The organism is Candidatus Electronema sp. JC (genome assembly GCF_048287365.2).
Lineage (GTDB): Bacteria > Desulfobacterota > Desulfobulbia > Desulfobulbales > Desulfobulbaceae > Electronema.
Genome location: NZ_JBLWEM020000022.1, coordinates 23,248 through 35,121 on the forward strand (window position 1 = coordinate 23,248; position 11,874 = coordinate 35,121).

Sequence of the window (11,874 nt, forward strand, 5' to 3'; positions counted from 1 at the left end):
CTCAAGAACAGCAGCCTGCTCTCTGTTTAATCCAAAACCGCTATATGCGCCGCCACCGGCCAGCGTCTGCCATAGCCAAAGGCCTTGCTCGTCACCTTCAGGCCCAAGGCCGCCTGCTTGCGTTTGTGCTCGTTGCGGAGTATGCGGCGGATGATGCCGCGCACGGTTTCAGGCGCAAAGCCCCGCGCCGCAATTTCCTCCGCGCTGCAATGCTCCTCCAAATATGCGGCCAAGATCGGATCAAGTATCTCGTAGGGCGGCAGGTCGTCCTGATCGAGCTGATCCGGCTTCAGCTCCGCCGTGGGCGGTCGGGTAATGATTCGCTCCGGGATGACTTCGCCGTTGCGGTTCATCCAGCGGGCCAGTTCATAGACCATCACCTTGGGCAGGTCGGCCAGCACAGCGAGCCCGCCGCTCATGTCGCCGTAGAGGGTGCAATAGCCCACGGCCATTTCCGATTTATTGCCGGTGGAAAGCAGCATCCCGCCGAACTTGTTCGACAAGGCCATGAGCAGATTGCCCCGGATGCGGGCTTGGATATTCTGCTCAGTCACGTCCTCAGCCATCCCGACGAAGAGCGGCGCGAGGGCCTGCTGATAGGCCGTCATCGCCCCGGCAATCGGGATGATCTCAAAACCGCAGCCGAGATTGCGGCTCAGGGCCTGCGCGTCGTCAATGCTCATCTGCGCGGTGTAGGGCGAGGGCAGGGCCACGCCGAGCAGGTTCTCCGGGCCAAGGGCGAGCGCGGCCAAAACCGCTGTCACCGCCGAGTCTATCCCGCCGGACAGGCCGATCACCGCCTTGCGGAAACCGGTTTTGTGGAGATAATCCCGCAGGCCGAGCACCAGCGCAGCCTCGACTTGAGCGATGGAGTCTTCCGGCGCGGCGCAGACCGGCCCGCCGTGGCGCAGCTCGTCCGTGTCAATCAGCAGCATATCCTCGCTGAAACCAGCCGCAGCGGCGCAGATTTCGCCCTGCCGATTCACCGCCGCTGAATGGCCGTCAAAAATGAGCGAGTCTTGGCCGCCGACCTGATTGACATAAAGCAGCGGCAGGCCGTGCCGCTGGCAGAGGCTGCCGAAAAGCCGCCTGCGCTCGCCGAGCTTGCCGTGATGATAGGGCGAGGCGGAGATGTTGATGAGCAAATCCGGCGGACGGCCTGCCCGGCACAGGGCCTCCACCGGGTCTTGGCTGTATTGCCCCTGCTGCCAGATGTCCTCACAGACAGTCAGGCCGAGGCGCAGGCCGCCGAAGCTGACCGGCAGCGCAGGGCCGCCCGGCTCAAAATAGCGGCTCTCATCAAAGACATCGTAAGTGGGCAAGAGCTGTTTTTGCATCCGCTGCACGACCTTGCCTCGGTGGATGAGCAGGGCGGAGTTGTGCAGCGGCTTGCCCGGCCCGCTGCGCCGCTCAACCGCGCCGACGATCACGCCAGTTTCGCCGACAGCGGCAATCAGCTTGTCCAAAGCCTGATCGTGGGCCTGAAGAAAATCGCGGCGTTCGAGCAAATCCTGGGGCGGATAGCCGCACAGGGCCAATTCTGGGAAGATGGCCAAGCCGCAGCCAGCCTGCTCCGCCTGTTTAAGCCGTTCAAGCAGCAGGGCAAGGTTGCGCTCGAACGCGCCGATGGTCGGGTTGGTTTGAATGAGGGCGGTTTTCATTTTGGCGGCTCGTTTTTGTTCACCACCTTGTTGACAAAAGTCGGCAAGTCCCACGCCCCGCCAGCAAAAAAATTCCTGCACATGTCTGTTGAGCTTTCTTCGGCCTTCTCAAACGTCTTGCCTGTCCATACCCATGAGGCGGTATACCAGCAATCCCCCAGCCCTCTTCTCTTTTGGGCGGCGTATATAACGCCATCACTGTAGTCATTGGCACTGTCTTCCGCAACAGGCTGAGGATTGAATGGTGCTTTGTCATTAATAATCCAGAACGAAAACCCTTGGTTGTAGGCACTTCGCCAAGCCAGCTGGCTCACAAGCAGCATGTTCTTGCTCAGTCGGCTAATTGATCTGGATTCCTTGCACGTTGCCTTGTCTATCAGTTCGTCACAGTTAGCATCCAAAAATGTTGTCAGCGCAGCGAGTGTCTTTTTATCTTGCTTTGTCGTTGGCGGGATATGCGGAACAGTCAGCGTTTTCATAGGCAGCGGCGGCAGCACCGCCTCTTCCGGCTTGCGGCCTTTGCCGATCAGTGCGCCAGGAGTGCCAGTCCGCCCCTGCTTTTCATCCATTTTCAGCAGAACCGCCTTCATTCCAGCCAAAGAGAGCACCCATTTCTGAATGCCAGAACTGAGCAGGAGTTCATCGCTGTCGGGCATGATTGCCAGCAGCTTGTCCGCCTCGTCCTGCGCGACCTTGCCGATTTTAAATTTTGGAAAAATCAGACTGCCGACTTGCAGGAGCAGTTCCGTTGGTTCTCCGCCGCCGCCTTCCGCATTGGCAAGAAGTTGCAGCTCCATCGAGACAGGCGTGTTCGGCCCTGCCGTGCGGGTCAGCAGCATCGAAACCGGCATCTCGTAATTGTCTTCTGACTGATAGCCAGCGGCGCGGCAGGTTCTGGTGTTGTCGCAGGCCAACTCCCAGTCCTTATGACTGAAAATGCCCATGTCATCATCGGCGGCACTGTTCTGCGCGGCAGCAATAATACAGAATGCTGCCGCAATTCTGACCGAACAACTCGTTGCTGCATCCATGCTGACCTCAGGGAGGAATGATGAGACCGCTGACACAATACATGGGACATAATTACCGTTGCGCGGCTGGAGATGTCAACTGAATTTCAGATGAATGCGTGATTCAGCGTAAGATGCTGACAGGTGACGCAACATGCCAAGCGAAGAGGCTTTCATCTTGTTCCCATTCTGTTATGAAGAACCTAACACTATAGCGAAGCACTATTGAAATTTATTGAAAAATATGCAGCAGCTTGGTCTGTTGCAAACCATCGCCCATTTCGATCAGGAAAAGACGGGCGCAACAAAGTGCAGATCGAGGTAAACACCGCCTTTGCGCCGCTTGCTGTTTGGCCGCATAAAACTTCAGTTCGGCAAAATTCCTCTGCGGTACGGCAGAACTCTTTTGCTGCCGAACAAAACCCGTCTTCAGCTCGGCAGCATCTCTTTGCTGTCAAACAGCATCCTTTTGGCACTCGGCCAAACTTCTTTGCATCTTGCCCAAAGCCATTTTCTGCCGAGCAAGATCTCTTTCCGGCTCGGCAGAACTTCTCTTTTGTTTGGCAGAAACCTTTTGCGGTCAAGCAGAACTTCTTTCTTGCCGAGTGCAATTCGATGCGGGTTTCGCAGGGGCGGTTCGCGAACCGCCCTTACTTTCCGTCAGTATGCTGAATATGTTCCATGCGGGCGCGTCCAGCCTGGAGCAGGTCTTCTAATATCAAATAGTTTTTTTGAGATAATGGCATCATCTGTCATTTCGATAAGATTCCAAGGAATAATACCGTTTGAAAGTTCAAGAAAGCGCAGAAGTTGATCAGTTGGACGGACAGGTTCTAATGCAGATAGAGCGTTGTTAATTATGCCATAGGCAACAAGATATTCCTGAATGGTGTAGTGACTGAAACGAAAGGCTCGTTCAGAATTCCGGTTCAGCAACGAACGTCCGCCCAGCTCGAATTTTTCGAGCCAAGCAATATTTTCGTCAGCAAGAATCAATTTCTGAAGTTCTTCCTCAAAAATTACTCGCGTTTCCTGCCGCTGCATCCGTTCTGCAACCAACATGCAAGCCCTTAAAAGTTCTTTTCGTTCTGGCAATCGCTCGCGACCAAAGATCCAATCATTACTCCGTGCCCGCAGCTTGCGTACCTCGCGGTCAAGCCACTCATTGACAAGGGATTGATATACAGTGTAGGCATTCCACTCTTGCTGTGGATTATCTACCTCAAGCAATTTGTCTAAATGCTGTAGTAACATAGGGCGTATCCGCAAATCCTGCATCTGCTTGATCAGATGCGCTGCTTTCTGCCGCTGCTGGCGGATTTTCTTCGCCTGCAAGAACAGCCGGTGCCAGAACGTCAACGGCAGCTTTTTCTCTATGAACTCCTGCACCTGCTCATTGCTGAACGGCGAGAGATAGAGCACCGGGCAGTGATAACCGGACAGCACCTTGATTTCCGGCCTGCCAAGGCTGTCCGTCTCCATCTCCGGGAAAAACTGGGTGCGGCTGGAGATGATCACCCGGCGGAAATCCTCGCTGGCGGCAAGCAGCTCCAGCAGCCGCTCCTTGATCCGCTTCCACGCCTGCCGGTCTTCGTCCAGCGCGTCGAGGAGCAGAAAGGTCTCGCCTTTGTTCGGCAAATCGCGCACCCGCTGCAAGGTGTCGTCGCCGAGCTTGAAGAGCTGGCAGCTGTATTTCTGCGGCCAGAAGCTGGTCAGGTGCATCAGCTTGAGCATCAGCAGGAGCGAGGTCTTGCCCATGCCCGCGTCGGAAAGGATGAACATCTGATGCCGCCCGTCTTTCTCCAAGGGCAGCTTGCCCTGAAAGAAACCGTTGATGCGCTCAAAGGCGGACTGCTGTGCGCACACCACCAAATCATCTTGGCGCGAATCTGCCGGGTTTCTGTCCTGAAGCTGCGGCACCACATAGACATCCTTCAGCACGTTCGGATCAACGAACTCATCCCGCAGCCGGTCAAACTCCTTGGCCCGCTCGCCGCTGATCCGCTCAAGCTGCTTCCAGAGCGGCTTGACCCATTCCGCTTTGACAAAGGCCATTGCTTCCAGAGCCATGATTTCCCCTCCGTGCCGCGCTTCTGCGAACTTACGCGCCTGTCTCTGTCCCCTGTCCCAACGCCTCCAGCAGCAACTTGTTCGCCAATTGCGGATTGGCCTTGCCCTTGGTCTGCTTCATGAGCTGGCCGACAAGGAAGCCCATGACCTTGGTCTTGCCCTCGCGGTACTGCTGCACCTGCTCCGGGTTTGCGGCGACCACCGCCTGAACCGCAGCCAGCAGCTCGCCCTCGTCACTCATCTGCACCAGCCCTTTCTCTTTGACGATTTGCTCTGGGTCGGTTCCGCTGGCGAGCATCTCGGCAAAGACGGTCTTGGCAATCTTGCCGGAAATGGTGCCTTTCTCCTCCATCGCCAGCAGGGCAGCTAACTGGATAGCCTGCACCTTGCATTCGCCGATCTGCTCCGGCGCATACTCCCGCAGCAGCTCCGTGCAGATGAAGTTGCTCACCTTTTTGGGGTTATTGAAGGCAGCGCAGACCTGCTCGAAGTAGTCCGCCAGCTCGCGGGAAGCGGTGAGAATAGCCGCCGCCTCTTCCGGCAGGCCAAGCTGTTCGATGAAGCGCAGCCGCCGCTGCTTGGGCAGCTCCGGCAGGCTCTGCCGCAGCCGCTCAATCCACGCCTCGTCAATCACGACCGGCACCAAGTCAGGGTCGGGGAAGTAGCGGTAGTCGTGCGCCTCTTCCTTGCCGCGCATCGCCTCGGTACGGTTTGTATCTGGATTCCAGAGCAAGGTGGCCTGCGTCACCTTGCCGCCGTCAAGAAGGATGTCCCGCTGCCGCCGCTCTTCGTATTCCAAGGCAAGCTGCACATTGCGGAAGGAGTTCATGTTCTTCAGCTCGGTGCGGGTGCCGAGCTTCTCTTGGCCTCTGGGCCGCAGGGAGATGTTGGCATCGCAGCGGAAGCTGCCTTCCTGCATGTTGCCGTCGCAGATGTCCAAGCAGCGGACTATGGCGTGCAGCTGCTTGAGATAGGCCGCCGCCTCTTCCGGCGAGCGCAAATCCGGCTCGCTGACGATCTCCAGCAGCGGCGTGCCGGTGCGGTTGAGATCAACGTAGCTCTTCGGCTCGCGTTCGTCATGAATCAGCTTGCCTGCGTCCTCCTCCATGTGGGCACGGGTGATGCCGATGGTCTTCTTCTCGCCGTTGACTTCGATCTCCAAGCGGCCATGCTCGGCAATCGGCAGCTCGAACTGAGAAATCTGATAGCCCTTGGGCAGATCGGGATAGAAGTAGTTCTTACGGGCAAAGCGGTTCTCTCGGTTGATCTGCGCATCCACGGCCAAGGCCAGCTTGATGCCGTTCTCCACCACCTGCCGGTTGAGCACGGGCAGCGAACCCGGCATTCCGAGACAGACCGGGCAGGTCTGGGTGTTGGGCGGCGCACCGAACTCTGTCGAACAGCCGCAGAATATCTTGCTCTTGGTCTTCATCTGGGCATGGACTTCCAGCCCGATCACGGTTTCAAATTCCATAATGTTATCCTATTAAAGAGTGGCAGCTTGTTTTTAAAACATTTCGGCAACCATATACTATTTTCAAATTAAGCAGGAAAAAATTGAAGGGTGTATTTTATAAAAAAATTTTACGTGCAACGCACTATAGCGGCAGTGTGCTGCGCCTTTGTGCGCAATTTTATTTTATGCAGATATCTTTTTATCGAAGCAAGCAAAAATTCCATCGCCGTTTGCGCAGAGACAGGCTAGTGCCCATAACAATGGATTTTAATTGCGATTGACAAAACTTACAAGAAAAAACGAAAAAATTGATATTGTTATTTGCATCTGTGCTGCGTTTATTTTGTTGAATGACTTGCCTCTGGCCCCAATGTGCTGATTTTGCAGCAGCCTGATGTCAGCCAAACAGCAGGCCGAACTTCAAGTTTTTTCATTTAATGGTTTGGAATTAAAAGGAAAAAAATAAACAGAAACAACTCTTCGGCCTGTGTTTAATTTAAAAATATTTAATATTTAAACAAGTTGCATAATTTTAGCCCGCAAAAAATCTGCGTCTGCGTGCAGTTCAGATGAATTGTTTCGCGAAAAACAAAATAATGCTTGTTTTTCATAAAAAAGCAAGTATAATTTTCACGCAGATTGTGACAAAAAGTGATCAAACGGTGATCAGGCGATGACCGAGAATGATCGAAGATGAGCAGAAAATAACGGTTTGTTTTTATGAGTTTTCTTGAAGGACTGCTGTGGTTGAGCCTGAATATCTATCATGAAGCCCGCAGCGAGCCCCAGATCGGTCAGCTTGCCGTCGCCCATGTCACCCTCAACCGGGCCAGCCAGAGCAAGCAGACCGTTGAGCAAGTGGTCACGGCGCCAAAGCAGTTCAGCTGGACTTTTCTGCAAAAGTCCTACGTGCCAAAGGAAACCGACATCTTCGTGGACTGCATTCAGACCGCGATGAAGGCCATGACCAGCAAAGATTTCACTAAAGGCGCGACGTTCTACCACCGCCATGACGTGCGGCCCAAATGGGCGCAGAGCAAAACTTATGTCGCCAAATACGGCGAGCATCTGTTCTATCGCAACTGAAAAAGCCGCCGCCTGAGCAGCGGCCAGCCGTTGAAAACAGCTGTTCCGGTCCGCCGGACGGCTGTTTTTTTTTTCCTCCTCCAAGGCGGAGGAGGAAAAAATCAGGCCGCTGCACTTCCGGCTGGACGTAATTGGCAAACCGGTTATTATGAACAGAAGGCCGCCCTGCGCCGCCGCTGGCCAACAATTTGTTCCGACGGCATGAAACATCTGAAAGGGCTGCCATTCTGCCACAGGATGAAAATGAAGGATGGCGGCTGACTTGCATTGCATCCTGACAGCAATTCCTGCCCAAAAGAATAAGGAGCGGCGCAGCCGCCACAGCGAACGACATGCCCCATTCCGTCCTCAAGGCCGGCGGCGCAGCCTTTGATCTGAAAGGTTCGGCCTTCACGATTCTGGTTCTCACCCTGCGGAGCAGCGATCTGGACGCAGTGGCGGAGCAGCTGGCGGAAAAAGTGCGGCAGGCTCCTGATTTTTTTCATCACGCGCCGCTTGTGATCAGCTTTGGGCATCTTGATGAGGATGCGGCGGAGCGTGTCGATCTTGCTCTGTTGACCGATATTGTGCGGATGCAGGGCTTCATCCCTGTCGGCATCGCCGGAGGGTCTGAGGAGCAGAAAAAACAGGCCGCCGCGCTGAAGCTGGCAGCATTGGCGGCGCGGGCGGGCGGCAGGCCGCCGCAGGACGAGGATCCAGCCGGGGAGCCTGAGCCGGAACCAGCCGCCGAGCCGCCGGGCCGAGAGCCGTCTGTCATCATCACCGAGCCGGTGCGCTCCGGCCAGAGCGTGGTCATTGCGCAGGGCGACCTGACAGTGCTGGCCTCAGTCGGCTCCGGGGCGGAAATCGCGGCACCGGGCAATATTCATGTTTATGGCGCGCTGCGGGGCCGGGCCTTCGCCGGCTGCGAAGGCAGCCAGACCGCCCGCATTTTCTGCCAGCGGCTGGAGGCGGAGCTGCTTTCCATTGCCGGAGCGCATCTTGTCAGCGAAGATTTTCCAGCCCAGCTGCGCTCCAAGGCTGTGCAGGTCCGGCTGCACGGCGGCAGACTGCATGTCATGGCCTTGTAACGATTTCATCCGCATTCAGGAGGAGCAAATTTGACCAAAATAATCGTAGTCACCTCCGGCAAGGGAGGGGTCGGCAAAACCACCACCAGCGCGGCCTTCGCCATGGGCTTGGCTTTGGAAGGCTACAAGACGGCGGTCATCGACTTCGATGTCGGCCTGCGCAATTTGGACTTGGTCATGGGCTGCGAGCGCCGGGTGGTGTATGATTTTGTCAATGTGATCAACAAGGAGGCTCGGCTCAACCAAGCCTTGATCCGTGATAAGCGCACAGAAAATCTGCATATTCTCCCTGCCTCGCAGACCAAGGACAAGGAGTCGCTGACCATGGAGGGCGTGGAAAGCGTCCTTAATGAGCTGAAAGAGGCAGGTTTTGACTACATTGTCTGCGACTCGCCGGCAGGCATCGAGCACGGCGCGTACATGGCCATGTATTTCGCCGACGAGGCCGTCGTGGTCACCAACCCGGAAATTTCCTCGGTGCGCGACTCAGACCGCATTCTCGGCCTGCTGGCCAGCAAGACCAAGCGGGTTGTGGAGAGCCGCCCGCCGGTGAAAGAGCATCTGCTGCTCACCCGCTATTCGCCGGAGCGGGTGCTGAAAGGAGAGATGCTCTCTGTCAAGGACATCCAAGACATCCTCTCCATTCCTCTGCTGGGCGTCATCCCGGAGTCTGAAGCGGTGCTGACCGCGTCGAACCAAGGCGTGCCGGTGATCGCCAACCGCAGCAGCGACGCGGGCATGGCCTACCACGACTGCGTGGCCCGTTTCCTCGGCGAGGAGATTGAAATGCGGTTCATTGACCCGAAAAAGAAAGGCCTCTTCAGCAAATTCTTCGGGGGCAACTAAATGGGCTTATTTGACTATTTCTATGCCAACCGGAGATCGGCGGAAGTGGCCAAGGAACGGTTGAGCATTCTGATCGCCCGTGACAAAATCCAGCGCAACCGGCCCTCCTTCCTGCCGCAGCTTCAGGACGAGCTGCTCGCGGTGATCAAAAAATATGTCGATATTGATCAGGACGACATCTCCGTCCGGCTGGACCGGGGCGAGGACTGCGAAATTCTGGAGCTGAACATTGCCCTGCCGGAGAAATCCTGCCGCGAGGAAAAAGTCGGAACGACGGAGCGTCTGCCTTAGGCGTAGCCGAGAAAGCGGTCAGTGCGGACCTGTTCCGGGCTGACACCCAGCGCGGCCAGCTGCGTCTCCACGGCTTTGACCATCACCGGCGGCCCGGAGATCAGAAAGGTTGCGGCGGCCAAATTTTGCGTTTCAGCTCGGATGATCTCGGCGCTGATCAGCCCGGCATAGGCGTTCAGCCTGCCGTCCGTTTTTTGCAGCACGTGCGCCAGCCGGAACTGCGGCAGAGGCAGCCCGGCCAGCTCCTCAGCAAAGGCGATGTCGCTTGCATCAGCATTGCCGTAGATCAGGGTGACGCGGCGGCGGTCGTTCTGCCGCGCCATGTCGGCCAGAATGCTGCGGATCGGCGTGATGCCGATGCCGCCTGCGATGCAGACAAGCTCATCGGCAGCACCCTCCGCTGAAAAATGCCCCAGCGGCCCCTTGGCCATCACCATATCACCGTGCCGCAGGCTTTCAAGTGCCTGGCAGTAGGCCGAACCGGTCAGCCGCTTGGTGAATTCCAAAAAATCCCGCGCCGTCCCGTCGCTGAAGGAGAGCGGATGCACCAAGCTGCCGCCCGGCTTCGGCCAGAGCAGCATGTACTGCCCTGCGGCAAATATGAAGCCCGGCGGGCGGCTGAAACGACAGCTGACCGCCTTGGGCGTGCGGACTATCTGTTCGATGAAGCGCAGTTCTATGGCCATAAGCGGCGGTTTCTCCCTGCGGCGGCGTTCTGCCCCGCGAAGCGCATGATGTCGCGTTTCCCATTATACCACATTGTCCGGCTTGAGCAAGCCCGGTCTGGCCAGCAGCAGCCTTTCCAAATCCTCCGCCCTGTGCTATAATCTTCCTTGCCTGTCCTCATCAATCATCGCCAAAAAAGGAGCGGAGCCATGTCTCACGATCAGATCAACGCCGAGCTGAAAGCCTTCAACGACAATCTCGCCGCGTTCATGAGCCGCAGGCCGACAAAGGAGGAGGTTCCGCCTGGCGCGTCCGGCTGCGGCGCCGCGCCTGTTTTTGATCAGGCCGCGCTGGAGCGGCATGATTATGTTGCCGCCCGCGACCTGCTGCGCAGCCAGGCGGCGGCCTCCGGCGAGCTGGACGAGCGGGCCAGGGCGCTGTTCATAGACAACGACCGCGCCGACAAGATTGTTGACGTTTACGGCCAGACCAGCCTGCGGGGCATGGAGGACAGCGGCCTGATGAGCGCGCGGCTGCCGGAGCAGCCATGGTCAGACGACTACTGGGGCCTTTACCTCGGCGTGCTGGGCAAGCGCTACGCTGACAGCAATTTCCCCAAGTCCACTGACTGGAAGGTGAATTTCGACTATATCCAGCGCAGTCCAGCGGCGGCTGTCCTCGCGGGCGGCGATCAGGCTGCGGTCAACCGGCTTTCGCCTTCGGAGAAATACGACATTCTGGTCGGCGACCCGCAGTTTTCGCTGACCAAGCAGATGTGGGAGGAAGGCAGGCGCTACTACGAGGGAAGCGGGCAGGTGGAACTGTGGATGGGCATCTGCCATGGCTAGGCTGCTGCGGCCTACATGCTGGACAGGCCGGTCAATGCCGTTACTGTCTTGGCGGCGGACGGTCTGACGCGTCTGACTTTTTATCCTTCTGACATCAAGGCCTTGGCCTCGCTGCTCTGGGCAAAAGTCAGCCCGAAAGTCAGATTCATCGGCGGACGCTGCAACGACAAGAATCCGCAGACCGATCCGCAGACCGGGCGCATCCTCGCCCAGCACTGCTTCGACACCAATCCCGGCACCTGGCATTTAGCCATGGTCAATCAGATCGGCGTGTCCCAGCGCAGCATGGTCATGGACGCGACCTATGATTACGAGGTCTGGAATCAGCCGGTGCTGGCGTACAGTTGCAGCTATTTCAACCCGGCCAGCGGCGCGGCGGTCAATTCGCTGACCGAGGCGACAGTCCGCAGGGCGCAGTTCAGCAATGACAAATTTGCCGCCTACCGGGGGCCGCAGACCGACAGCATCGTCGGCATTGCGATGGAGGTGGAATACCTTGTTGAAACCGCGCCGTCGCAATTCGCCCCGGACGGCCCGCACCGCGACCGGGTGACGAAAGTCCGCTATCTGTACGATCTGGAGCTGGATTTCACCGGCAAGATCATCGGCGGCGAGTGGTATCAGAACGCCCATCCTGATTTTCTCTGGACACCGGCCAAAGGCGCACGCGCCCTGCCGTCGTGGGAGGCCCGCAACACCGTCCGCCCGGAAGACTGGCAGGAAGGACAGTCTGTTCCTGAGATGTGGCGGCAGATCGCTGCCATCACTTCGGAATACTCCAAAACGCCGATGGCGGCTGTCACTGAGCGGCTGATTCAGCTGTCGGGCCGCTGAAGTCTGTCGGCCTCCTGCCGCAAAATTGTTCTGCCG

12 protein-coding genes are annotated in these 11,874 nt (G+C 57.3%); 7 read left to right on the plus strand and 5 right to left on the minus strand.

The window, feature by feature from the left end; all coding sequences use genetic code 11:
- Positions 1–26: 26 nt before the first annotated feature.
- The gene (locus ACNKH3_RS03110) at positions 27–1,661 is read right to left on the minus strand and encodes an NAD+ synthase (RefSeq protein ID WP_417916821.1); all 1,635 of its coding nucleotides are present in this window, start codon (positions 1,659–1,661) and stop codon (positions 27–29) included.
- Positions 1,658–2,692 carry a DUF1176 domain-containing protein gene (locus ACNKH3_RS03115; protein WP_420208212.1) on the minus strand — a complete coding sequence of 345 codons (1,035 nt, stop codon included), beginning with the start codon at positions 2,690–2,692 and terminating at the stop codon, positions 1,658–1,660. The genes ACNKH3_RS03110 and ACNKH3_RS03115 overlap by 4 nt, the downstream gene beginning before the upstream one ends.
- Positions 2,693–2,896: 204 nt before the next feature.
- Between ACNKH3_RS03115 and ACNKH3_RS03120 the strand changes: the two genes are divergently transcribed.
- Positions 2,897–3,343, plus strand: a complete 447-nt coding sequence (locus ACNKH3_RS03120) for a hypothetical protein (RefSeq protein WP_420208213.1) — start codon at positions 2,897–2,899, stop codon at positions 3,341–3,343.
- Here ACNKH3_RS03120 and ACNKH3_RS03125 read toward each other — a convergent pair.
- On the minus strand, positions 3,332–4,741 hold the full coding sequence (locus ACNKH3_RS03125; protein WP_420208214.1) for an NACHT domain-containing protein: 1,410 nt from the start codon (positions 4,739–4,741) through the stop codon (positions 3,332–3,334). The genes ACNKH3_RS03120 and ACNKH3_RS03125 overlap by 12 nt on opposite strands.
- Positions 4,742–4,772: 31 nt before the next feature.
- Positions 4,773–6,215, minus strand: coding sequence for an Asp-tRNA(Asn)/Glu-tRNA(Gln) amidotransferase subunit GatB (gene gatB / locus ACNKH3_RS03130; protein WP_417916584.1), 1,443 nt, complete (start codon positions 6,213–6,215; stop codon positions 4,773–4,775).
- Positions 6,216–6,944: 729 nt separating this feature from the next.
- Here gatB and ACNKH3_RS03135 point away from each other — a divergent pair.
- From ACNKH3_RS03135 to minE, 4 genes are all read left to right on the plus strand, one after another.
- Positions 6,945–7,283, plus strand: coding sequence for a cell wall hydrolase (locus ACNKH3_RS03135; protein ID WP_420208215.1), 339 nt, complete (start codon positions 6,945–6,947; stop codon positions 7,281–7,283).
- 332 nt (positions 7,284–7,615) lie between these two features.
- Positions 7,616–8,353 (plus strand): septum site-determining protein MinC, encoded by a 738-nt coding sequence (minC, locus tag ACNKH3_RS03140; protein ID WP_417916586.1) that lies wholly within the window; start codon positions 7,616–7,618, stop codon positions 8,351–8,353.
- A gap of 30 nt (positions 8,354–8,383) precedes the next feature.
- The gene (gene minD / locus ACNKH3_RS03145) at positions 8,384–9,199 is read left to right on the plus strand and encodes a septum site-determining protein MinD (RefSeq protein ID WP_417916587.1); all 816 of its coding nucleotides are present in this window, start codon (positions 8,384–8,386) and stop codon (positions 9,197–9,199) included.
- Positions 9,200–9,490: a cell division topological specificity factor MinE gene (gene minE / locus ACNKH3_RS03150; RefSeq protein ID WP_417916588.1), complete on the plus strand. Its 291-nt coding sequence runs from the start codon at positions 9,200–9,202 to the stop codon at positions 9,488–9,490. It begins immediately after the preceding gene.
- On the opposite strand, the gene ACNKH3_RS03155 is transcribed toward minE, so the two are convergent.
- Positions 9,487–10,176 carry a ferredoxin--NADP reductase gene (locus ACNKH3_RS03155; RefSeq protein ID WP_420208216.1) on the minus strand — a complete coding sequence of 230 codons (690 nt, stop codon included), beginning with the start codon at positions 10,174–10,176 and terminating at the stop codon, positions 9,487–9,489. The two genes, minE and ACNKH3_RS03155, sit on opposite strands and share 4 nt — an antisense overlap.
- A 189-nt stretch (positions 10,177–10,365) precedes the next feature.
- Between ACNKH3_RS03155 and ACNKH3_RS03160 the strand changes: the two genes are divergently transcribed.
- Together ACNKH3_RS03160 and ACNKH3_RS03165 are read left to right on the plus strand one after the other, a co-directional pair.
- Complete coding sequence (locus ACNKH3_RS03160) at positions 10,366–11,004, plus strand: hypothetical protein (RefSeq protein WP_417916151.1); 639 nt, start codon at positions 10,366–10,368, stop codon at positions 11,002–11,004.
- A 15-nt stretch (positions 11,005–11,019) separates the two neighbouring features.
- On the plus strand, positions 11,020–11,838 hold the full coding sequence (locus tag ACNKH3_RS03165) for a hypothetical protein (protein WP_420208217.1): 819 nt from the start codon (positions 11,020–11,022) through the stop codon (positions 11,836–11,838).
- Positions 11,839–11,874 lie beyond the last annotated feature (36 nt).